The following is a 23549-nucleotide window of genomic DNA, read 5'->3' as shown; positions in this document are numbered from 1 at the left end:
TCTGTGTGACCCCATCTGGTTTGTTCTGTAAGTCAATTTCACTCGGGGTGAAGTCAATTCCTTTTTCTTGCAAAACAACACGAGTGCGTTGAGAGAAAGTAGAGGCTTTGGCGAAGTAAAGTTGTATTTTACTCATGAAATCCTGTCCTTGTCATTTGTCATTATTTCCAAAACTGTCTGTTTGTTCCAGACCAATATGGATTACACAACTTATATGGGCACAGTAATACAGAGCAAACTACTTTGAGCCCTGGAATTCAATAGTTAGACTGGCAGGTATCTATGAAAGATAGCCAGTATATAACTAATTATCTATAGATTTACCGTATTTTTAGTATATCATACAGCTTTTCTAAAACATAGAAGTAGTTTTCTCAATAAATTTACAGCACATCTTGACGCAATTCTGGGAACACCTTTGACACCTTGCTCAACAGGTAATCGCCATAGGTTCCGCGAAACTCATGAACGCTAGCCTTATCCCAGCGTTCGTTTTTGTCGTCTTTGGCTACCACTCCATCTAGTTCAATAGGTTTTACTTCAGTATTAAAGTTGGGGTCGAAGAAGAATGGAAACGACAGACGATCTCGTCCCGACAAATTGTGAACGCGATGTGGTGTTGAGCGATACAGCCCTTGGGTCATGCGATCGAGCATATCCCCAATGTTGCATACAAATGAATTAGGAATGGGAGGTGCATCTATCCAGCCAGACTTTGACTTTACTTGCAACCCGCCTACATCATCCTGTTTAAGAATAGTTAATACTCCGTAATCAGTATGTTCGCCAACGCCCCAATGCAGTTCATCTTCAGATAATGGTGGGTTAGGAGGGTAATTAAAAATACGAAATAACATCAGTGGGTCTGCTGTATAGCGATCGGCAAAGTAAGACTCTTCTAATCCAAGGCTAAGAGCAATACCAGCCATGAGCTGATGCCCTAGTTTGGTCATTGCCTCCATATACTCAAGTACTGTCTTACCCAGATGAGGGATACTTGATGGAAAAAGGTTACGACCGTGCATTGGGGTTTGAGCTTTGACAAGTGGGTGATTCTCCTCCAGTTCTGCACCAAAGTAAATACCCTCCTTCAAATCTGGCTTACCTGATGTCAATTCGCCGCCGACCGGGAAGTATCCGCGCCATGCTCTCCCACCAACAGCCATACGAATCTCAAGTTTAGTTTCAATATCTTGAGCAAAAAACTGTCGGCTGAGATTCTCGAGCCGTTGCTGTAGCTCTTCGTCAACTCCGTGTCCGATAATGTAAAAGAAACCCCACTCACGGCACGCTTGTCCGATTTGAGTAGCTACTGCATCCCTGCCGCCAGTTTTGGACACTAGCGCACTGATATCTATAATAGGAACGTGCGAAAATTCTTCACCCACAACTTGCAAGTTTGTTATGCTAGTTTAATTTTCTTGTTGATATTCCATTTTTGGTATTGTAGCGCTTCTTACTTGCTTGGAATCCACAAATGTAGAAACGTTACATATCTGTACTTTTCCACATCCACTTAACGTCTTGGCTAATAGAAGTCATTGGATGATTGGGAGTATCAAGCAAGTAAGAAACGAAAGCGAGACTACCTTAAGTCAAATTTTTGTTGGCACTTGCATTGACGTTACGCATAATTTTAGCAAAAATGCCGTTATCATCAAAAAACTTTTTCTGAATGGCTACCCAACCGCCATAGTTATTAGTTGTTGACAAATTTTTCACCTGAGGGTACCTATCAACAAACTCTTTTTTTTGTGCGAGGCTCGGATTAATCGGTCGGTAACCAATTTGGGCAAATACCTGTTGAGCTTCTGGAGTATATAGATACTTGATGAATGCTTCTGCCACTTCACGGGTACCGTGCTTATCTACGTTCTTATCAACAATAGCAACTGGGTTGTCAATTGAGAAATTGACATCAGGAATGAAGTATGAAGGTTTTTCACCTTTGAGAGATTTCAAAATCACTTCATTTTCATAAGTAATTAGGGCATCTCCTTTGCCTCCCTTGAAAAAGGCATCAGTTGCGTTACGGGCGCTTTCAGGCAAGTCAGGAGCATTTTTATAGACGTTGCTGACAAAGTCTAATGCCTTAGACTCATCTCTTCCGGCTTTGATAGCTGCATTCCACAAGGCTAAGAAGTTCCAGCGTGCGCTACCAGACGTTATCGGGTTTGGTGTCATCACGTTGACTCCGTTGTTTGCTAAATCTACCCATGATTTGATGCCTTTGGGATTACCTTGACGGGTTACAATTGCGACGACAGACTTGCTGACGATGCTGCTGTTAGGAAATTCTTTCTCCCAACCTGGTTGAATCAATCCTGCTCGTTCAATCTTATGGATGTCTGGTGCAAGGGATAGATGGACAACATCAGCTTCTAATCCTCCCTCAATAACTGAAAGAGCTTGAGCGCTAGAAGCACCATAACTCTGCTGAAAGGTAACATTTTGGTTACGCTCTTTTTTCCACTTTTCTACAAATTGAGGAATAATCTTGTCATGTGCGGCTTGGGTGACAGAGAAGGAAACAAGGTTAAGTTTAATATTCTTCTGTTGAGCAATAAGATTGCCACTGCTTCCAGAATGTATCCCTTCTGAAGGATTGCTAATACTTGCAGCAGAAGCAGCAACCACTATACTCAAGCCAGCTCCTACCAAAACAAGGCTTAAAAAGCCTCCAAAAGAATATTTGTTGAACCAACCTCTTCTAGCTTTAGTGCTCCATTGTCTAACAGCCTGCACAGCTTTAACAACATAAGTCTGAAATTGCCTTATCCAATCAGCCCTTGTTTTGTTTGTTTGTTGCCACTTGCTCATTCAATTGCCCCCGGATAATACGTAATTTTTATTTATTTACCGTATTTTTGTGGTATCGTACATCAGTAAGTAAATATTTTTAAGCAAAAGTTAATTTTTCTTCAATAAAATTAGCCTCTAATAAATGAAGTATAAAGTATGAAGTTGAAGTATAAAATAAGCTTTATCAGTACATTGAGGAGGCAGTGCATTGGTGGAGTTCTCCCTCCGCAAGTAACTGCTGTGGGTAAGTATCCATCTACCAAATGGAATTTGAACAATGACGCATGCGATTATTCAAGAGCAAATTGCTTACTATAGTGCTAGGGCTGACGAGTACGACCAATGGTTTTACAGGCAAGGGCGATACGACCGGGGTCAGGAAATCAATCAAATTTGGTTTGATGAAGTTGCTGTTGTTAGAGAGGCTCTGTACAAAGTTGGGAATGTGGACAATATTTTAGAGTTGGCATGCGGTACGGGAATTTGGACGCAAGAACTTTTAAAAATTGGCAATAAAATTACTGCAATTGATGCTTCGTCAGAAGTTATAGAGATTAATCGCAGAAAGTTAGGTAATGCAAAGGTTGAATACCAACAAAGAGATTTATTTGCTTGGGAACCAAACATAGAATATGATTTAGTCTTTTTCTCTTTCTGGCTATCTCACGTACCACCAATCTTACTCGATTCGTTTTTAACTAAAATTTATGAATCAGTACGTGTAGGAGGAAAAGTATTTATTATTGATTCTCGTTTTTCACCTACATCAACAGCCAAAAATCATATTTTAGAAAACAATAATAATATCTACAATCAACGTAAATTAAATGATGGGCGAGAATTTCAGGTAGTAAAAATTTTTTATCAACGAGAACAACTTCAGAAGAAATTAACAGAATCTGGCTTTGATGTAGATGTGAACATAACTGATAATTATTTTATTTATGCATGTGGACAAAAGATAAAGACTTAGAGTAAAGATAGCTAAGTTGTTTTTTCATGATGCCCTACCAATCTCTGTTGCTTCAGGTACCTCAATCAATTTTCCAGTTTTTACATCATATATAAATCCATATATAGAAATACTACGGGGAACTAGAGGATGGAAACGGATACGCTTGACATCTTCATAAACACTTTTTGCCTGGTCACTGATGGTCAGCCAGTCAATATATTCCCCTGCTGTTGAACCTCCTTCCTTGCCAATATCATGCCAACCAGACTCATCTAGTCTCGCTGTTTCTAAACTACTAGCTAATAAATTACGCATGATTTCATTAGTAAAAGTTTCCATACCACATTCATTATGGTGAATCACAAACCACTCGCGAGTCCCCAAAAGCTTGTAAGAAATAACTAAAGAACGAATAGCATCATCACTCGCACGCCCTCCTGCATTACGGATCACGTGGGCATCCCCTTCCGATAATCCAGCAAATTTGGCAGGATCTAAGCGAGCATCCATACAGGTTAGAATTAAAAACCTTCGAGCAGGCAGGATTGACAGTTGACCTTTTTCACCAAAATTTTCGGCATGGGTCTGGTTGGCAGACAGAACTTCTTTCAAGATTTGGCTCATGAATTTTTTACCTCTAACTCGATATACAAGTCTCAACTAATACAGATATGAGAAAGCTCAAGAACAAGCTATCTCAAGACAACCTCATAGATTTGAATGTGTGTTCAATTGCAGATGGGCTTACTGGCGAACAGCCTGTTTGAGAGGTTGAAGATTCGTTTGAAAAAGTTCCAAAACGTGTTTCCAAGCATCAGCAGCAGTTTCTGCATTATAACTAGAACGGCGATCGCAGAAGAACCCATGACCTGCATCATAGCGAAATACTCGATGGGGAATTTTGTATTTCTTCAACTCTGCTTCGATTTGTTCGGTTTGTTCTTGGGGAATTGCAGCATCTTGAGTCCCAAAGAATGCGTAAATCGTACCTTTAATTTCATAAGTGCGCGAGATAGTAGGCACACCACCGCCAGGAGTTGAGGTTGCAATCCCACCACCATAGAACGAGGCTATGGCTTTGATATCTGGTAAAACTCCGGCTAGATAAACCACATGCCCGCCAAAACAGAAACCAATGGAACCAATTGCATCCTTATTAACGTTTGGCAAGCTTTTTAGATAGGCAATCGTGGCTTGAATATCGCTCAACAATTCTTCGGCTTTGGTTTGGTCTTTATACTGTCTTGCTAGCTGAATATCTTCTGGGGTGTATCCAGCCTCAAAACCGGGAGCAATACGTTGAAACAAAGCAGGCGCGATCGCAACATATCCTTCTTTAGCCAAGCGCTCTGTGACTTCCCTAATGTGATTATTGACACCAAAAATTTCTTGAACCACGATAACAGCAGGAACAGCACCTACTGTTGCGGGTTGAGCCAAGTAAGCCTCTATTTGTAAATCTCCATTGGGGATTTTAACGTTAGAAGTCAGAATTTCAGTATGAGTCATGAGTGTTATTTGAAATTTTTGAAGATATTTCTTGATTTATACTACGGTAATTTAATCAATATACTGTATTTTAGTAAAAAATGCAAAATGATAGCTTACGCGACAGATGAAAAACCGAGCTTACTTTACTGAAAACCCCCGACGTGTAGGCTTAAGAGTAGCAAATTCCACTTGAAAAGTTACGCGATCGCTCATTCCACCACTACTGGCTTCCAAGACCCACTTCCCAGGACGCAGATTCCAAAAGACAGAACCAGAAGAATCCGTCCCTAGCTTTTCACCATTTAACCACCACTCTACGGTTGCTTTTGATGTCCCTGCTAATTTGAACTCCAGTCTTTGTTTTGCTTCATCACCCGGATACAGCAAGAACAAATCGCCCTGATGGGGAGATACAATCTTGAACTGGCTTGAAGTCAACCCAGGTTGCTCTTGCTTTGCCAACCAATCATCATACTCGTGAGATAATTGAAATTGGTTTTGGTGCTGGTAATCTTGGACGGTTTCTGGATAAAAATACTCCCGTACCACTGAAGAACAATCTGGTGTTGGTTTTAACCCGGAAACAGCACAAATAGGTAGTTGTACCATACCTTCTGGAGGAGTAAAACCGAATGGTTCTTGCTTCTGGTGCAGGTGTAACATGATTCGATTCCATAATGGTGCTGCACCAGTCACACCGGAAACCTGACGCATGGGATCGCCATCAAAATTGCCTACCCAAGTTGCTACAGTGTAGTCAGTCGTAAATCCAACCGTCCAAGTGTCGCGAAAATTAGAGGAAGTCCCAGTTTTAACAGCAGTCGGAAACGGTAAATTCAGTACTGAATCTACACCAAATGCAGTTGCACGGGCATGGCGATCGCTTAACATATCTGTCATAAGTTGCCATGTCGTTGGATTTTGGATGTGAGATTTTGGATTTTGGCTTGAAAAATGAGAAAGTGTAGTGAGGAGCGGCGTAACTTCTCCTTCTCGTGCCATAGTAAGATAAGCACGGGCTAACTCCCACAAACTGACCTCACCACTACCGAGAGTTAACCCCAACCCATAGTACTCTGGTGACTGGGTGAGATGTTCAAAGCCCAGTTGGTGAAGACGATTGAGAAAAGTTGGCACACCTACCTTTTCTAACACCCGTATCGCTGGAATATTCAAAGAATTCGCCAAAGCAACACGCACCCGCACTGGCCCTAAAAATCTTTTATTATAATCTGTTGGGCTGTACAGTTTCGCTCCGGGAATTGCGTAGTGAGCAGGTACATCAGCCAAGATGGTATTCGGGCGGATGAGACCTTTCTCCAAAGCCAACTCATACAGAAATGGTTTGAGGGTAGAACCCGGTTGACGCAATGCTTGTACTCCATCATTGCGTCCTAGCTTTGTTTCATCAAAATAGTCAGGTGAACCCACATAAGCCAAAACTTCCCCAGTGTGGTTGTCAATAACCAAAGCAGCTGCATGATGAACATTGTTGTTAGCGAGGGTAGAAATCACTACCTGCACCTGTGCTTCCACAAACTGCTGTAAAGGAAGATCTATAGTCGTCAGGATTGGGTTAGATTTCCATTCCGCCTTGTCCCGGCGGGAAGGAGTTGGGTGGATTTGAGCAGACAACCAAAACAAAAAGTGGGGTGCAGCAATAATTCCCCTTTGACGAGATTGAAACACAATTTCTTCAGCGTATGCTTGTTTTGCTTGAGAGGGGGTAACATACCCGTCTTGTACCATACGATGAAGGACGTATTTTTGGCGCTGCTTCAGACGTGGATAATGGTGAAGTGGATCGAAGTAAGTGGGATTATTGGGAATAGCAGCAAGGAGGCTGGCTTGAGCAAGATTGATGTCACTAGCTGGTATGGAAAAATAGGTACGGGCTGCTGCTTCCACACCATAGATATTCCCTCCCATTGGCAGACGGTTGATATATGCACAAAGAATTTCGTCTTTACTCATTCCTGCTGTTAAGCGCCAGGAAAGCCAAATTTCTTGAACTTTGCCTGATAGAGTACGGGGGACTGGATTTAGCATCCGTGCTAACTGCATGGTAACTGTGGAAGCACCGGAAACAATCTTTCTGGAATACATTGCATCTTTAACTGCACGGGCTGCAGCTTTTAAATCCAACGCCCCATGATGATAAAAATCTCCATCTTCTGCAGCTAATATAGCTTGGATAAAAACAGAAGAAACTTGGTTCAATGGCACTACAGATGTATGCTCTTGGTCGCGTGTCAGTAATGTTCCCAAAGGTAGCCCATTTCGGTCAAGAAATTCGAGTGCTAGTTGTTGTTGAGCAATATCAGTGGAGCGAATGGGTACACAATATGGCAGTATGCGTACTGTCACGCATATCAGTAGGAACACTAGGATAACTTTGCAAGTTCTGTGATTCAGCTGATGCCACAGTTTCTCTTTAATATAGATTAGCGATCGCAAAACCAGTTTCATCTGCACATTCGCCCTCTAACGTGTATTGCATTTAATTTATCCTGCTGATTACTTACGATACCCAAATTTTATCCCTTCCTTTGCAAAGGGTAGCATCAGACGGGTAAGGTATTTTTTGTAAGTATTTATCCGGACGTAATATTAACTTTATGAATTGAAAAAGAGAGTGGGGAATAGGCAGTTAGGGGAAGCAAAATTTAATTGTTTTCTAGTGTAGGAAAGTACATAGTAGCTACTTAGTACTAATTGTGTTAATGTTGTAAATATTAAACAATAAAGGAGAAAATGCAGTGAGCGACTGGGAATTTAACTAAACTTGCCGTGTAGCAATTACATCATAGCTTTGTTTGTACTTAGCAGTGTGCTGACTCCATCTGTTTATGCACAACCTACTCGTACTTCCACTATAAAAAGTAATCTTAAAAAGAATTCTACTGCCTCAGAATCAAGATTGTTATGAAGCTAGTAAATTTTATTCACCCTGTTCGGGGATGCCAAGCTATCAATGCTTTAGGAGATAACTAATGGCATCCAAAGATGATTTGCAAAATGCTTTGAAAGCAAAATTTAGTATCAATAAGAATATCAGTCAGCCACTGACTAAGGAAGAGTGTGAAAGACTGCTCGCTCTTCTCGATAGAGAACCGAGTGCTGCAAAACTCGTTGGCTCTTATGCTGACAAGAACTCTACTCTAGGACGTAATAATTCTCAGTACGCCAGGGCACGCAATCAAGCAGAACGTAAATATGAGGCTTTACAAGCAGAATACGTTCAATTAGAAAAATCTATTGCATCTATAGAGGAAGCCAAGACAAATCTTGAGAACAGAAAGAAGCTTTTAGAGGAAGAACAGAGAAAGCTTCAATCTGAAATTGAAGACTTATCTTCTACAAATAGTTCTCTATCTTCTAAAGTACAGATTTTAACCACTCAAAATGACGAAATAATACTAGCTAACACACAGTTGAAGAAAGAAAACAAAGATTTGAAAAACATAGTCGATCAAATCAGACTTAGGTTGGCAAGAGATACAAAAATGCTTCTTCAATATGAAGACAGCGAAATCCGAAAAGCTTTAATCAGGCTATTTAGATGGACATTAGGATAAGGTACCAAGCCAATGGCACGCCCAAAAAAACAAACAAGGGATTTCAATGGAATGAGTTACGGTGAGGTACAATGCGCCAACTCAAAGAATCGAAAGAAACTCAAAAAGGAACACCAGAAGTGGTTAAAAGATAATAACTACAAAAATGTTGGATGGAATAATGTCATTAACCTTTACCAGAAAATTGAGGAATTTTTAGATAAGTCCCAATTTGAAGATATGACTCTAGAAGAACTGTTCTTAGAGGCAGATCGTATTGGTAACAAGTATCTCACTCCCAATGAGATAGAAGAGTTTAACCAGCAGTTTTCTAAAGAAGTTGCTGAAATTGGATCTCTAATAGAGCAGCAATTTCCCGATACCGAGATTGAGGTTATTGACTATAGCAAGAAAACAACTAAGAAATCTTGGCAAAAACGCAATCAAAAGACATATCGAACAGCTAAACTTTAGTGAGGGATACTGTGGATCTAGAGGGCAAGGAGCTTAAAGAATTATTTCAGCTAGCAGATGAGATTGGCAAAAAGCGGTATCACCGACTGACTCGCCAGGATTTTGAGGATTACAAGAAATTTGATAATTGGCGATACATTAATGGTGACAGCGAGTGTGGAACTACCAAGGAAAGTCAGGATTGGGCAAAAGAACATTCAGATTGGCATTGTCCAATTTGTGAGCATAAATTCTCTGAATGTGGTGGTAGGACAATCGACCATAAACTACCGCGATCGCAGTATCCTTGGTTATCAATGGACTTTAGAAATTTTTGGGTGATTTGCAGAGCTTGCAACCAAGAGAAAGGGGAGAAGCATTGGTTCGAGTACGAGCATTATATGTTTGTTCATCATCCCGAACTATTGCCTGCTATACAAGCTGCACGTCCCAACCAACTGCTAAAGTCTTTGAAGGAATAATTAATGTTAGATGCCACAATTGCAGCCATGTTATGCTGAAAAATAATGTAGAGAATTTTTTGCGATCGCAAAGGATACCTCATGGCTGTTGTCACCCCAAAACGGTTTACCATCGACGAGTATCATCGGTTAATTGAACTCGGTTTTTTGACAGAAGATGACCGTATAGAATTAATTCGAGGAGAGTTGATTCAAATGACAGCCAAGGGGACATCTCATACATTTTCTACAACCAGACTTTGCCGTCAATTGGATCGATTGTTGGGTGATAGAGCCGTTGTGCGATGTCAAGAACCAATAACTCTACCGAACAATAGCGAACCCGAACCAGATGCAGTTATTGCACGCGGAAACGAAACTGACTATTTGGCACATCATCCCTACCCCCAAGAAATTGTGCTCGTAATAGAAGTTTCTGATTCCACGTTGACTTACGACCAAACAACAAAGCTATCGTTGTATGCAGAAAGTGGAATTGGTAATTATTGGATTGTGAATTTGAATGCTCGTCAGTTAGAGTGTTACAGCCAACCCTATCAAAATGCTCAAAGCGAATTTAGCTATATTAGCAAGCAAATTTTTCTCCCCAATCAATCTTTGACCATTCCTGAGTTTAACGATGCATCTTTAGACTTAAACCGAATTTTCCCCTAACGTGTAAATTATATCATGTTCAGTTAATAACTTATAAAATAATTTGTTCGTAGTTGCGCTGTCTTCGCATGCATCCCAACGACAAACCTAGTGTAAGTGTTCATCCGAACATAGTATTACTTAATACTGCCCTTCTAAAAGCAATTCTGAACCACAAGCTTGGCAAAACAAGATATTGTCAGGATTTTGCAGTTTTGGACATTGTGGATTAATGCACAGACACATGGTGTTATGTCATTTGCAACACGGTTTTGCCTGAATCCGCGTCACGAAGCGTGCGCGGAGTGACTCAATTAAGTGTTCAACTTGGTAAAATGCCAATTGCGATCGAACACATAGTTCAAGTGGCACAAAAAAATGAACAATTTCCACTCCAAAGTAGCCCTCATCACAGGAGCATCGCGAGGAATTGGCGCAAGCGTTGCCCAGATGTTAGCGGCTGAAGGTGCTGATATAGTTATCAACTATCGCAGCAAAAGTTCACGAGCAGAGGAAATTGCTAATGCGGTACGTGGATATGGTCGTGATGCTTTGGTTGTTCAAGCTGATATGACGGATGAAAGCCAGATGCAGGCGATGATCGAACGGATTCAGGAGCAGTTTGGTCGCCTTGACCTCCTCATTCTTAATGCTAGCGGGGGCTTAGAAAAGGATAAGACAGCAGATTATGCCATGCACCTGAATCTAACTGCTCAACTTCTTGCTGTTAACTTATCCTTACCTCTGATGCCTGTTGGCGGGCGAATTGTTTTCATCACTAGCCACCTCGCTCACTTCTACGGACAAAAACCTGTTTATACAGGTTATGAGCCAGTTGCCCAAAGCAAAAAAGCTGGAGAAGACGCTTTACGTGCCCAGATTCCACAGTTGGCAACTAAGGGCATTAAGTTAGTGGTAGTCAGTGGGGACTTAATTGACGGGACGATTACACCCAAACTCATGCAGCGCCAAAGCCCCGGTCTAATTGACTCTCGCCGAAAACAAGCGGGTTCTCTTCCCACTGTTGAGGAGTTTGCTCGTGCGATTGTTAATGCCAGTGCTGACCCTGAACTAGAAAGTGGGGCAACTATTTTTGTTGGTAGCACGGATTGGTAAGCAAGTTCGGCGCGGTGCAGTGCAATACTAAGCCCTTGCCTGAAAAATTTGCCGCACAGTTAGATTTAATTCAGGAAAAGTCGGTGAGATAATGCGATCGTCTCCGCGAAATTGGGTCACTCGCTGATATTCACCTTCAATCAATTCATAAATGGAGAGAGTGGGTTGCTTTGGATTGCCAATGAACAGTTTGCCACCCAAAGCAGGGTAGTCCGCAATCCAGTACTCAGGAATACCCATTTCTTCATAATCCGCAAACTTTTTCAAGTAATCATCAATCACCCGCTTTGAATCTTTATTACCAAACCGCAAAGTTTTGTTTGACATTGCCTTAGCAGGACCTGCGGCTGGGGGAATTATTTCTTTATTAATGCTGGTCACGGGTTTACTGCTTTCCCATCCAGGCAGTTTGTTTCAATTGCCAAACCAGTTTTTCTCAAGTTCCATTTTGGTAGGAACCCTAGCGCGGGTTATCCTTGGATCTACTTTACAGTCACCCTTAGTAGATGTACATCCACTGGTTGTAGTTGGCTGGCTAGGATTGGTTATCACTGCCCTAAATTTGATGCCTGCAGGTCAACTGGATGGAGGTCGCATTGTTCAAGCGATTTACGGACGCAAAACAGCAGGAAGGGCAACTATTGCGACATTAATTCTGCTGGCGTTAGTCTCTCTTGGTACTCCACTAGCTATGTACTGGGCAATTGTTATTCTGTTCCTACAACGAGATTTAGAACGTCCTAGCTTAAATGAAATCAGTGAACCAGATGACGCACGTGCTGCTTTGGGTCTTTTGGCTTTGTTCTTGATGATTGCAACTCTATTACCCTTAACTCCAGGGTTAGCCGGACGTTTAGGAATCGGCGGATAAAGTTAAAGTATGAAGTATAAAGGAGCAAGGATAAAGTATTAGTTTTTTCATACTTTATCCTTCATCCTTTATCCTTGACTATGGTCTCCACCCTGCTAGCAGATTGGGATAGGCAACAGGTTGGGGAAAGATTTTTTTAAAAGCTAACTGGCGCTGTTGTAGCTTTTCGTCAGTCATATTCCAGAGAGTTTCATAGAAAAAGAAGGAGACTCCGGCAAAATTGCGTTCTCGGACTTTCTGCACTTGAGTTTCTATTTGTTTCACGGGCACGTATTTCCCTTTTAAGCCAGTAATAATACCTATACTAACAGGAATATGGCTTTTTGCCGCTTTTACTTCTGGATATTCTAATTCGCTAATAAAGACGCTCAAATCATTCCGATAGACTTGTATAACAAGTTCCTCGATAAGTCCCATCCTTTCCCACCGTTGCCAATCTGCTAGGAAGAATTCGTAGGAGAAGCGTTGGGGATTAGGCGCGACTGAAACAAGACAATTGTTCTTAGTTGCTTTAATAGCTTTAAAGACTTGCTTCATATAGTCAGTAATTTTGTTGGCTCTCCACTGTACCCATTCTGGGTCTTTTGAATTCGCTGGCGGAGCTTTCCCATTATGTTCTTTTTTGTACAATGCAGCCGTGTAGGCATCATATCCGAGTTCTGAGGGTAAGCCAAAATGGTCATCGAATTGAATGCCGTCAATATCGTAATTTTTAACTAATTCAACAATTAAATCTTGTATAAATTGTTGTACTTGCGGGTGAAAGGGATTTAGCCAAACCCGGTCATGAATGCCTTCCTTCCAAATCTTACTACCATCTTGGCGAGTCGTAAGCCACTGGGGGCGATTTTTGGCTAGTTGTGAATCTGCTGGTGCCATAAAGCCAAATTCAAACCAGGGAATGACTGTTAAACCTTTTCGATGACCGACATTAACAACTTCCTTGAGCATATCCCGACCTTGCAATCCGGGGGTTGGGTCGAGCGATCGCCCGATAACTCTTTGTGCTACTTTACTAGGATAAAGTGTATAACCCCAATTCCAGACTGTAGGATACACTATGTTGAAGTTGAGGTTTTTAAGAGTTTGCAAAGCGCCTTGAAGCCGATTGCGCTCAAACAGGACATCACTATCTATATTAGTTAACCACACTCCCCGTAACTCAAATGTCTGCGAACGAGGAGTATTTTGAGCGTACAAGGGGAAAGACAGCATGAGTGTAGCTACAATGCTCAAAGCAGCCAGGAGTAAAAACAATACCTGGTTTTTACGAGTTTGCCCATGTTGGAATGGGAGTACATTAGACAAGTTAATAAAAAAATTTTTCATCGCTTGATACAAGTTAAGTAGGTCGTCACAAATAAAGTTAACCAGTCATTTGTCATTCGTCATTTTTGATTTGTCAAGTGTAAGAGTTTCAGCTTTTTTTATATTTCTTTACATAGTTGCTTTTCAATGAGCTTGCTGAATCATTACAAATGTTGAAATTTAAAAAAATTTTAAATTTTACGAAATAGTGTCTTTCTTATGTGTATTTAAGCTGGTTACAACATAAAGTTGTATCAGTCAATATCAAAATAAACAACTGTACTTATTGCAACAAAATAAAGTAATATTGTGGTTTCTTTAAATTCAAGTCGTTGTTAAATACAAATAATTCAGTGTTTGCCCACATACATACAAGTGATTTTGCTGGTATTATTTGGCTTTGTTAAAACCCAATTTGGAAAATTTGATGATAAGCTTAACTAATTCACAAGATAGTAAGATGAACATTGCAGTGCCAATACAGAGGCTTGTGAGAGCAATCAAAGTCTCTCAAGGGGAGTTTTCACTGCTTTTAGCGTGCTGTCAGTCAACTTTGAAGCAGCGACAAATACTAGATTTAGTAAAAGAATTTTGTCCGGCAGAAATCAAAGAAATTGAACTTCCACCTTCATCTGAAACTCTTTATACAACCGTTACTAGTCTACTTGGTTCTGCTCAACCTCAAGCTTTAATAGTCAAGGGTTTAGAATCAGTGGTTGCAATTAATCAGCTAATTGTCTCTACAAATATTATGCGAGATGAATTGCAAAAACAGTTTCAGTTTCCCCTAGTGATATGGGTTAATGATGAAATATTGGAAAAACTTATTTGGCTAGCACCAGATCTAAAAAACTGGGCAGCTTGTACCATTAGATTTGATTTCCCGGAAACTTGAGGAAAATGCAGAATCCATAACTGGGAAACCAGAGGAACAAAGAGCAAGGAACTCAGCGTCCATAACCTATGTCTGGTTGAGAAGAAAGATACTGGTGGCATCCCAAAGAGCGCTACTCTGGGATGACACACATTTTCATTCATAGCGGCTAGTTATTAGCTTTTCGCCTTTTCACTAATAACTATCTACTAGTATACAGGCGTTGCATACAACGTCTTTACGATGACTATTGCTGAAATATCACCATGAGACACACCCCTAAAAATTATAGTACCACTAAACAAGCAAAGATTTTGACTGCCTTGGTATTAACTAGCATCTTGTCTGTTGGAAATGCCGGTGTGCCAGAAGGTGCAACTGCCACTCCTACAAAGATTTTGTCAGCAAAGGTAAATAAATCCTTAAAACAAAATACTAAAATTAATCGCTTGCCGACTTCAGTAGCTTCTGCAATTAAACGAGATTTGGCAAGTAAAAAGCAAATCCCCATTAAAAATTTGGAAATCATTGACTACAGCCAGCGTACTTGGGGCAATGGATGCTTGGATTTGCCCAACCCTAAGGAACTTTGCACTCAAGCTCAAGTTCCAGGCTGGCGAGTTGTTGTGTCTAATGGCAGTCAAAATTGGACATATCACACCAATAGCACTGGGCGTTACCTTCGCTTGGCAAAGCAAATTCAAAACAATTTGCCACAATCTGTTAAAAAAGCTGTGCTACAAACTGCATCTGGACGCTTAGAATTGCCAGTTGACCAATTGTCTGTCATTGAAGTCCAAAAGAGAGATTGGAGCAATGGCTGTTTGAACCTACCAAAGCCGGGTGAAGGTTGTACTCAAGCCATAGTCCCAGGTTGGCGGATAGTTGTAGGTGCAGCAGAACAAAGGCTAGTTTATCACACCAATACAAACGGTTCGGCTATCAGGCTCAATCAGAGGGCAAGTGACATCAAGGATGGAAGTTTGCCTCAAAGAGTAAGTAATGTTGTCTTGGAAGCTGCTTCGGATTTCACAGGATTGGCTATTTCTCAACTACGTATTGTGAACAGTCAACAGATTACGACAGATGGTTGTTTGAATCTCCCTCAACCGGGCGAGACTTGTACGGAGGCTGCTACAAGAGCGTGGAAAGTTACTGTAGTGGGTGGTAGACAAACTTTAGTGTTCCATGCCCATCCTAATGGTAGAGAAGTGAGGCTAAATGACACTGCAAGTACCATTCCCGCTTTACCACAGTCTGTTGCTGTTGCTGTGTTGGAAAAAGCAAGTCGAGAGTCTGGGTTACCTGGAAGTTCCTTAAATATTATTGGGTATAAACCAGCACGATGGGCTTATGGTTGTGAGGGTCAAACTTATCCCTATCCTTGCGATCCAGTACCAGTTTCTGGTTGGGAAGTGACTGTGGGCACTGGGCAAGATCGTTGGGTATTTCTGACTGATGAACGTGGTTCTCGAGTTCAGCTTTCTCAAGATTACGGTGAAACACCTAATGTTAGCCTACCTAGAGATATCACTGAGAGCATTTTAGTACGAGCTTCCAGGCGTTCAGAATTACCAATTTCAAGATTGCGGATAGTTGATGTAGATAAAGAACAGTGGCCTGATAGTTGTTTGGGTATACCAGATCCACTGGCTTTATGTGCAGCCGTTGTTGTACCGGGCTGGAGAGTTACTGTGAGTGATGGACAACAAGTTTTGATTTATCGCGCTGCAGAATCCGGCACTGTCATTTTTGATGAAAGGGCTAGCACAATCGCCAATAATAATGGATTTAAGCCTATTCCCATTCCAAAAAGCGAGCTACCACGACCTTTGGACAGGAATGTCGTTTTCCGGCAAATTGCTAGCGGTGGTATCGCTGGTAGAACCTATGAAACAGTTCTACTAGATGACGGACATTTAATTCGTGTTCGGCTTGGTGATGCTAATGACTCCGAACGTAGTGTCCATCGCATTCCCTTAGAACAGGTGAGGAGATTTCAGAAGTTGTTAAGGCAAGAAAGCGATATGTTCAATAATATGAGCTATCCAGCAACCAGAGGCGGCGCTGATTACATCACCTATACTCTCACTAGCCCTAAGGGTACTGTGCAATATAACGATATTTCTCAAAATAGCTTGCCTGAGGATTTACGGCTATTGGTCAATACCTGGGTTCAGATTAACAGGGTTTACTGAAGGTAGAGACAGCTAGAGACGCGCTGTTTGAAGCGTCTGTACAATTTCTTTGTGTGCTGATAGGGTGTTGTTTGGTGGGCGGTGCCCACCCTACTGATAGGGTGCTGTTGTGGTGGGCGGTGTCCACCCTACTGATAGGGTGCTGTTGTGGTGGGCGGTGTCCACCCTACTATAAAATCTACGGTTAATCCATCAATTAAGTGTAATAAATTTATTGAGTTGTATATTATATTGTAAATAGTTAGTAATAGTTGTAAGAAATGAGCAACCAAGCTGGACACCTTCATTACAGTTGGGTACAAAATCAAGCTGCTGCAAGCCCAGATTGGAAACTGCAACAGGCACAACAAAAAGACGCAATGTTTTATTATTTTGCTTATGGTTCTTGTATGTGCCCTGTTGATCTAAAGCGATCGCTCGGTGAAAAGACACATCCCTATGTCATTGGTACTGGTACACTCAAAGGATACCGATTGGGATTTTATCGGATGTCACCGACTCGCAAATGTGGTGTTTTGGATGTGGTGAAAGATTCCAAAACCAGCGTTACAGGTGTACTCTATCAACTGCCTTGGAGATTGAGCGATCTCTTAGATAAACGGGAGGATGTTCCTCATGGCGGCTATCGTCATGAATATGTTGATATTTTCTGTCAGGGAAAAGTGTATAAGAATGTCCGTACTTATGTTGTGGTGAATAAGCTTTCAGAGGAAGTAGCGCCTAATGACTGGTATTTTAACGTTGTTCTCAGAGGTGCTGTCACTTGCGGATTGCCAGAAGAGTATTGCTGGAATCTGTTTCACCACATGCATCAGTTGCAACAGCGATATCAAGAGAAACCTAGATTGGACTTAGCATAATAATTACTATGAATTCTGCTGCTTTTCTGTGCTATGACCGTATATACCAAGTCCGTATAAGACTTCAGCTAAACTATTTGTTTCGATTGGTTTGAGTAAATAAAAGTCAATGCCAAAGTCATAAGCACGGGGTAAATCGCGATTACCGTATGCAGTCAAAGCTATGACGGGTAACTGCATTAAATATGGTTGTTTTTTAATCCATTTGAGCAAATCCAAACCTGACATCCCAGGAAGTCTTAAATCAAGCACAATTAAAACAGGGAGGGGATAGTCTGCTCGTTCTTGATATGGCTCTGCTCCTTGCAAATAGCGCATTGCTTCTTCTGCAGTTTTTACAACTTGCAGAGCAAATTCTTCTTGGTTAAGTTGACCAAAGGCTCTTTGAAGGAGAAATTGGTCTGTTAGTTCATCCTCTACGACTAAAACAGTCTTTCTTTGTAATGCTATCCCTGCCATTTGCGCCTCACTTTAACAGTCTCTTAAGAGAGATTAGAATTTACGCATTGTCAAACAGTTAATTGTCTCAACTTAGTCCAAGCTTTGAGCTTAGCTGTTTTAAGATGCATTACTTTGTTTCAATTAGACCCTTCATGTTTAGAATACGTATAAAAAGTAAGTAACTGGTAAGAATTATGTAAAGTTTTATGAAAAAAACTCATTCAGGTTGCAGTTTCGTTAATTTACATCATCCTCTGTTTGTACAGTGCGGAAGTTCTGCGGAAGTTATGGAGATTTTCGTGTTATCTTCCTAATCGGCTCTAGCATAGGGTTGTCGATTGAGAGTGCCCCAATAAGTTCCAATTGTCTGTATCATGTCAAATAAAACATTAAAGTCAATGGGTTTAGTTAAATAGGAATTGGCTCCGAGAGCATATGCACGCTCTATGTCTACTTGTTCTTCTGAAGAAGTTAACACAACAACTGGCAAGTGTTTTATCGTCGATTCCCTCAGCCAAGTAAGAACTTCAAATCCAGAGAGTCGAGGGAGTTTTAGGTCTAGCAACATTACGACTGGAATGGGATTGCGATCGCGATCTTTATAAGGTTCCTCTCCACTTAAATAAAGTACTGCTTGTTCTCCATCGTTAACCACTTGTAAAGATATCGGTAATTTTGTTTTACGCACAGCTCGTTCTACTCTAAAAACGTCTGCTGGTTCGTCCTCTACAAGTAAAATCGTGGCATGATATGCACTGTTCACTGGTTTACCGCCTTTAACTCAACCCAAAAATGACTACCTTGCTGGGGTGCTGATTCAACTCCAGCCCATCCCCCCATACGTTCTGCGCCCATACGCACGATGGCTAATCCAATTCCCGTACCGGGGTAAAGCTCCCAACTGTGTAGCCGCTCAAAAACTCCAAAAATCCTCTCTCTATACTGTGGCTCAATTCCAATGCCGTTGTCTTCAACCCATAAGCGCACCCGCTCACCTTTGTTCTCACCCCAAATACGTATTTGAGGTTTGACATCATCAGCCACAAATTTAGCAGCATTTGATATAAGATTAACAACTATTTGAAGCAGGATACCACGGTGAGCCATGATAGGAGGTAATGGTTTTTCAATTTTGACTTCAGCTTCGCGATCGCGCAACTCTTCTTCTAACTGCACTTGAGCTTCTTCCACAACCTGTTCCAAACTGAGGGGCACGATTTTAAGTTCTTCACGACTGAGGCGGCTGTAGCTGAGTAAATCTTGAATTAAAGCACTCATCCGTTCAGCCCCAGTAAAAATATTTTGAATATAGCTTTTTCCTACTTCATTTATTTGCTCCCCACAATCTTCTAGCAGAGCTAAAGTATACCCCTGTATCCCTCTTAAAGGTGCTTTGAGATCGTGGGCAACAGTGTAGGAGAAAGCTTCTAACTCTTCATTAGCTTTTTGCAGTTGAGTTGTTCGTTCCTTCACTCGGGACTCCAAAGTCTCATTCAGTTCGCGGATTTGCTGCTCAGCTTGCTTTCGTTCGGTAATATCTGTTGCAATCCCGCAGACAGCATAGGGTATATCGCCTTCTAAAAGTGGGAACTTTACTGACAAGTAGGTGTGCAATCCATCATCGTGGGGCACAACTTCTTCTCGCTCAATTGGTAGTTTAAGCTTAAGAACCTCGCGATCGTTCTTTCGTACTACCTCAGCAACTTCCCTAGGAAAGAGGTCGTAGTCCGTCTTTCCTCGAAGTTGCTCCCGTTTCACATGAAACAATCGTTCAAAAGTGCGGTTAACAGTGATAAACTTCCCCTCCCTGTCTTTAAGAAAGATCACTGCCGATGCCTCATCCAAAATTGCTTGCAGGCGAGATTCACTTTCTTTGAGGGCTGCCTCTGTACGCTGACGTTCAACAATTTCCTGATTCAGCCGCTCATTGGTTTCTCGAAGTGCGGCAGTACGCTGCAAAACCTTAAGTTCTAACTCATCGTTTGCTCTTTGCAGTGCTTCGTCAGCTGCTTGACGTTGGAGGTCTAAGGTATGCAATAACCGGGCATTCCACCAAATCAAAGTGACAAAGGTGACAATCATGAGCGATGCGTATATGGAAGTTCCAAATGCTGGCAGGAAAAGATTTATACGCTCACTTGCAATCCTCAACCACCCCAATCCCAATGGAATTACAATTGCCGCAGGTATAAGACGACGGGCAATCACTCCCCCAGCACTCTTAGCCGTCACCACCCGCATCAAGCCTTGTTGGGGGTGAACAAATAGAATGCCCAAGTTCAACACAACGAAGGTGGCAGCTGTATGCACTGCCATCTGTGTATGAGTGAAATTAAGAATTGGTTGAACTTGGTAAAGGTATGCAACGAGTACCTGACCTGAAAAGAGGTTATTAAACAAAGCAACGCCTTGCGCCACAGCCCACTGCCGTGCATATGCCTTCCTATCTCTTGCTCCTGTTAGCCAGAGAGCAACACCCGCCAATACAAAGCTTAGGGCAGTCACTGGTGACATCCGACCCGGATTTGAGGTGTTTACTTGAGGGCCATCAGTAAACAGCAACTGGTCAATACCCAGGTTCCATCCAAATAAATACTGACTTAACGTAGTTGCACCGAGACTAATTACAACTAAGGCAAACAGGCGACCCATGAAACCTAGCCTGCTAAATGTCTGTTTTGATATCAACAACAACGATACACCTGATAGGATAAATCCCAAAGCAGTATTCGCCTTCATGGTAACCAGACTGGGTAGAAAACTTTTAAGGATGGCTATGTCAAAAAACCAACCTGCTAATACCAAGCATCCAACGCTAACTACTAGGATACCTGCAACCCTAACAATAGGTTGATTAGGGGCAGTAAAGACTGAAGTGAGTTGACCAATCACCAGATCTCCTCGCCCCGGAAGCCCCTGTTTTCTAAACATGGGGAGGAAGGGGCAGTCTCCTTTAGTCCCAGTCCAAATATATTAAAATGCGTAGGAATAGCCACCCTTTTGATGAATTGGTGAACAAAACCTATAACTAATACCTGTAATACGACCTGTCTTCGTAGCAATATCAAAACTCCCTGTTTTACGGCACAACACTCGACCAACGTACTCGCCAACCTTCTTCCCAATAGTGACAACGGCTTTAACAATATCCCCAGTTTTGAAGCCAAAATGAATCTGTTTTCGCTCTCGATGTCGAGTTGGAAATCCATAGCGCTCGGTACCACACATTTGGCGAGTTCCCCAACCAGTTGCTTTAATTTTTAACGGCTGTTGAGTTAATAAATGTACATTTTCTATATCTCCAACGCAAATTGCATCAATATAGTGGAGTTTGGGCAAGCCAAGTCTTATCCGATTATATTTAGTTTGTCCCCCACTACTAGTGGTTATAGGTAATATATTCTTGAGAGTGTGGAATAATGCCCAACGAGTTGCGTTAACAGCAGATGCATCCCGCAATGGTTGCTTGAGTTGCTTTTTAATTTTTTCTAAACGATTCGGATCTTTTTTTAGAAATTCATTAATAGATTTAGTTCCTTTTTTCTGATTGCATTTTTCGCAACTTAGAGTTAAAGGGGTTTGCTCTCAACTAGAGAACCCTGACGTTCTCTGCCTGCTCTGTGCTTATCCATTAGCGTCTCTAATCTTACCTGCTTCTCGTCATTACAACAGTTTTGAGTAACACAAGTTGGTAAGTTCAGTTGCAACAAACCTGACTCTAGCTGCCTTTGGGAGAGCGGATCTTTCTCTGTGCTGTAATTCACAATTTCACCAGTTATCCCCCAATCCCAGAACTCTTTCCCAATCTAAACTCCCGCAATTGCAATATATTATCATCTATCCTGAGTATAAGAATTTTAAATGTAAGTAGATCGGTAAGAAAAAACGTGACTGGTAAGGGTCGTCCTTTGTCATTGGTCATTAGTAAGGGTTTCAGATGCCTTTACATTTTGTAATGTATTTCTGTTTATTAAATCTAATTTCAGAACGGGTAGCTAAACAGTCAAGTTTAGGTATAATATATACAGTAAATCAATACACTTACCGTATTTTTAGTAGAAAAGCTTTACAATCTCACAATTAGTAATCAAAATGACGGTTGATTTGATTCAGAGCTTTAGGGTTGGAAACATCAAACGATTCAGCTATTAAGATATCTGAAAAAACTGGGCTGACAAGTTTGGTTGTAATTTTTTATGTACTATCCTAGTTTAAATTGCGTATATTCGCTGTAATTTTTAAGTAAATTGTTGGAGAAATTAAGGATATGGCTCATGCTTGCTGTGGTCCCGGTTACGCTTCCCCAGAAGCAGCAATACAAGCAGAACCGGAAAAAGTACTTTATACAATCGCACTGTATACAGGTACGGGTATTCAAGAACCAGATTACCTGGCAACTGTAGACGTCGATCCGAACTCCCCAACATATTCTCAAGTCATTCATCGCTTACCAATGCCCTATGTTGGAGATGAACTGCACCACTTTGGCTGGAATGCTTGTAGTTCATGCCACGGTGACGCAAGTAAATCCAGGCGATTTCTAGTGATTCCAGGTATACGTTCCAGCAGGATTTACATTGTTGATACAGCAGATGCCAAAGCGCCTAAACTTCATAAAGTCATAGAACCTGAAGAAATTAGGGAAAAAACTAATTTGACGGCTCCCCATACCGTACACTGTCTAGCAGATAGCCACGTCATGATTTCCATGCTGGGCGATCGCGAAGGCAATGGTCCTGGTGGCTTTTTATTACTAGATGAAAACTTTGACATTGCTGGTCGTTGGGAAAGCAATGCAGATGGTATGCAATTTAATTATGACTTTTGGTATCAACCCCGTCATAACGTCATGGTAAGCAGTGAGTGGGGTGCGCCCAAAACGTTTTATCCCGGCTTTGACCTTAACGATGTGACGGCTGGAAATTACGGTAAGCAACTGCATTTCTGGGATTGGGGGAAACACGAAATTATTCAAAGTGTTGACTTGGGAGAAGAAGGATTAATCCCCTTAGAAGTCCGTTTTCACCATAATCCCGAAAGCACTCATGGGTTTGTAGGTGCAGCACTCAGCAGCAACGTTTGGCATTGGCAAAAGTCCAACGGTCATTGGGATGTGGAAAAAGTGATTGATGTCCCTTCAGTCGAAGTAGAAGGTTGGCCCTTCCCTTTACCATCGTTGATAACTGATATCTTAATTTCAATGGACGATCGCTACGTCTACTTCTCCAACTGGCTACATGGTGATATTCGCCAATATGATATCAGCGATCCCTCTCATCCCAAACTGACAGGTCAAGTTTGGTGTGGTGGCTTGATAGGGAAGAGTAGTGAAGTTCGAGGCAAAAAGCTAGCAGCAGGACCGCAGATGCTACAGCTGAGTCTTGATGGCAAGAGGTTGTATGTTACAAACTCCCTGTTTAGCACTTGGGACAATCAGTTTTACCCTGACTTATCCAAAGCAGGATCGTACCTAAAATTGCTCCAAAGCTTATAGTGTAAGCCTTTTAA

Annotated in this window: 22 protein-coding genes and 2 pseudogenes; 11 read left to right on the top strand and 13 right to left on the bottom strand. The window is 41.6% G+C overall.

Going from position 1 to position 23549, the window contains the following annotated elements:
* The 3 genes from ACYRY3_RS17115 to ACYRY3_RS17105 all read right to left on the bottom strand — a co-directional run.
* On the bottom strand, positions 1-136 hold a 136-nt coding region (locus ACYRY3_RS17115; RefSeq protein WP_460202827.1), incomplete at its 3' end, for a glutathione S-transferase N-terminal domain-containing protein.
* Positions 137-383: 247 nt separating this feature from the next.
* Positions 384-1388 (bottom strand): isopenicillin N synthase family dioxygenase, encoded by a 1005-nt coding sequence (locus ACYRY3_RS17110; RefSeq protein ID WP_460202826.1) that lies wholly within the window; start codon positions 1386-1388, stop codon positions 384-386.
* Positions 1389-1590: 202 nt separating this feature from the next.
* Positions 1591-2820 carry a sulfate ABC transporter substrate-binding protein gene (locus tag ACYRY3_RS17105; protein ID WP_460202820.1) on the bottom strand — a complete coding sequence of 410 codons (1230 nt, stop codon included), beginning with the start codon at positions 2818-2820 and terminating at the stop codon, positions 1591-1593.
* Positions 2821-3079: 259 nt separating this feature from the next.
* Here ACYRY3_RS17105 and ACYRY3_RS17100 point away from each other — a divergent pair, with 259 nt between their 5' ends.
* Positions 3080-3775, top strand: coding sequence for a class I SAM-dependent DNA methyltransferase (locus ACYRY3_RS17100; protein WP_460202819.1), 696 nt, complete (start codon positions 3080-3082; stop codon positions 3773-3775).
* Between the two features lie 24 nt (positions 3776-3799).
* Here the strand turns inward: ACYRY3_RS17100 and ACYRY3_RS17095 are convergent, their stop codons facing one another.
* The 3 genes from ACYRY3_RS17095 to pbpC all read right to left on the bottom strand — a co-directional run bounded on the left by ACYRY3_RS17095 (position 3800) and on the right by pbpC (position 7717).
* The gene (locus tag ACYRY3_RS17095; RefSeq protein ID WP_460202818.1) at positions 3800-4381 is read right to left on the bottom strand and encodes a beta-class carbonic anhydrase; all 582 of its coding nucleotides are present in this window, start codon (positions 4379-4381) and stop codon (positions 3800-3802) included.
* A gap of 120 nt (positions 4382-4501) precedes the next feature.
* Complete coding sequence (locus ACYRY3_RS17090) at positions 4502-5266, bottom strand: dienelactone hydrolase family protein (protein ID WP_460202817.1); 765 nt, start codon at positions 5264-5266, stop codon at positions 4502-4504.
* A gap of 120 nt (positions 5267-5386) precedes the next feature.
* Entirely contained in the window at positions 5387-7717 is a 2331-nt protein-coding gene (pbpC, locus tag ACYRY3_RS17085) for a penicillin-binding protein 1C (protein WP_460202825.1), read from the bottom strand.
* Positions 7718-8241: 524 nt separating this feature from the next.
* Here pbpC and ACYRY3_RS17080 point away from each other — a divergent pair.
* The 4 genes from ACYRY3_RS17080 (at position 8242) to ACYRY3_RS17065 (ending at position 10394) form a co-directional block, all read left to right on the top strand.
* A complete protein-coding gene (locus tag ACYRY3_RS17080; protein ID WP_460202816.1) occupies positions 8242-8826 on the top strand; it encodes a hypothetical protein in 585 nt (194 codons plus the stop codon).
* 12 nt (positions 8827-8838) lie between these two features.
* On the top strand, positions 8839-9279 hold the full coding sequence (locus ACYRY3_RS17075; protein ID WP_460202815.1) for a hypothetical protein: 441 nt from the start codon (positions 8839-8841) through the stop codon (positions 9277-9279).
* An 11-nt stretch (positions 9280-9290) separates the two neighbouring features.
* A complete protein-coding gene (locus tag ACYRY3_RS17070) occupies positions 9291-9740 on the top strand; it encodes an HNH endonuclease (RefSeq protein WP_460202814.1) in 450 nt (149 codons plus the stop codon).
* Positions 9741-9821: 81 nt separating this feature from the next.
* Complete coding sequence (locus ACYRY3_RS17065; RefSeq protein WP_460202813.1) at positions 9822-10394, top strand: Uma2 family endonuclease; 573 nt, start codon at positions 9822-9824, stop codon at positions 10392-10394.
* A gap of 120 nt (positions 10395-10514) precedes the next feature.
* Here the strand turns inward: ACYRY3_RS17065 and ACYRY3_RS17060 are convergent, their stop codons facing one another.
* Complete coding sequence (locus tag ACYRY3_RS17060; protein ID WP_460202812.1) at positions 10515-10619, bottom strand: 4-Cys prefix domain-containing protein; 105 nt, start codon at positions 10617-10619, stop codon at positions 10515-10517.
* 132 nt (positions 10620-10751) lie between these two features.
* On the opposite strand from ACYRY3_RS17060, the gene ACYRY3_RS17055 reads away from it, so the two are divergent.
* The gene (locus ACYRY3_RS17055) at positions 10752-11489 is read left to right on the top strand and encodes an SDR family oxidoreductase (protein ID WP_460202811.1); all 738 of its coding nucleotides are present in this window, start codon (positions 10752-10754) and stop codon (positions 11487-11489) included.
* Between the two features lie 27 nt (positions 11490-11516).
* Here the strand turns inward: ACYRY3_RS17055 and ACYRY3_RS17050 are convergent.
* A pseudogene (locus tag ACYRY3_RS17050) lies at positions 11517-11765 on the bottom strand (Uma2 family endonuclease); the annotation flags it as partial.
* Between ACYRY3_RS17050 and ACYRY3_RS17045 the strand changes: the two are divergent.
* A pseudogene (locus tag ACYRY3_RS17045) lies at positions 11764-12360 on the top strand (site-2 protease family protein); the annotation flags it as partial. The pseudogenes ACYRY3_RS17050 and ACYRY3_RS17045 sit on opposite strands and share 2 nt — an antisense overlap.
* 78 nt (positions 12361-12438) lie before the next feature.
* Here the strand turns inward: ACYRY3_RS17045 and ACYRY3_RS17040 are convergent.
* The gene (locus ACYRY3_RS17040) at positions 12439-13689 is read right to left on the bottom strand and encodes a glycoside hydrolase family 10 protein (protein WP_460202810.1); all 1251 of its coding nucleotides are present in this window, start codon (positions 13687-13689) and stop codon (positions 12439-12441) included.
* Positions 13690-14095: 406 nt separating this feature from the next.
* Between ACYRY3_RS17040 and ACYRY3_RS17035 the strand changes: the two genes are divergently transcribed.
* From ACYRY3_RS17035 to ACYRY3_RS17025, 3 genes are all read left to right on the top strand, one after another.
* On the top strand, positions 14096-14563 hold the full coding sequence (locus ACYRY3_RS17035) for a hypothetical protein (protein ID WP_460202809.1): 468 nt from the start codon (positions 14096-14098) through the stop codon (positions 14561-14563).
* Between the two features lie 245 nt (positions 14564-14808).
* Positions 14809-16740, top strand: a complete 1932-nt coding sequence (locus ACYRY3_RS17030; protein WP_460202808.1) for a hypothetical protein — start codon at positions 14809-14811, stop codon at positions 16738-16740.
* Positions 16741-17000: 260 nt separating this feature from the next.
* Positions 17001-17600, top strand: a complete 600-nt coding sequence (locus ACYRY3_RS17025) for a gamma-glutamylcyclotransferase (RefSeq protein ID WP_460202807.1) — start codon at positions 17001-17003, stop codon at positions 17598-17600.
* A gap of 6 nt (positions 17601-17606) precedes the next feature.
* On the opposite strand, the gene ACYRY3_RS17020 is transcribed toward ACYRY3_RS17025, so the two are convergent.
* From ACYRY3_RS17020 to ACYRY3_RS17005, 4 genes are all read right to left on the bottom strand, one after another.
* Positions 17607-18059 carry a response regulator gene (locus ACYRY3_RS17020; protein WP_460202806.1) on the bottom strand — a complete coding sequence of 151 codons (453 nt, stop codon included), beginning with the start codon at positions 18057-18059 and terminating at the stop codon, positions 17607-17609.
* A gap of 292 nt (positions 18060-18351) precedes the next feature.
* The gene (locus ACYRY3_RS17015) at positions 18352-18804 is read right to left on the bottom strand and encodes a response regulator (protein WP_460202805.1); all 453 of its coding nucleotides are present in this window, start codon (positions 18802-18804) and stop codon (positions 18352-18354) included.
* Positions 18801-20972 (bottom strand): sensor histidine kinase, encoded by a 2172-nt coding sequence (locus ACYRY3_RS17010; RefSeq protein ID WP_460202804.1) that lies wholly within the window; start codon positions 20970-20972, stop codon positions 18801-18803. Before ACYRY3_RS17010 ends, ACYRY3_RS17015 begins: the two co-directional genes overlap by 4 nt.
* A gap of 42 nt (positions 20973-21014) precedes the next feature.
* Positions 21015-21500 carry a hypothetical protein gene (locus ACYRY3_RS17005; RefSeq protein WP_460202803.1) on the bottom strand — a complete coding sequence of 162 codons (486 nt, stop codon included), beginning with the start codon at positions 21498-21500 and terminating at the stop codon, positions 21015-21017.
* A gap of 808 nt (positions 21501-22308) precedes the next feature.
* Here ACYRY3_RS17005 and ACYRY3_RS17000 point away from each other — a divergent pair.
* Positions 22309-23535 carry a selenium-binding protein SBP56-related protein gene (locus tag ACYRY3_RS17000; RefSeq protein ID WP_460202802.1) on the top strand — a complete coding sequence of 409 codons (1227 nt, stop codon included), beginning with the start codon at positions 22309-22311 and terminating at the stop codon, positions 23533-23535.
* Positions 23536-23549 lie beyond the last annotated feature (14 nt).

This window comes from Scytonema sp. NUACC21, from assembly GCF_054684315.1.
Note: the sequence above shows the minus strand (reverse complement) of the source record. Positions and strands in the feature narration are given on the sequence as shown.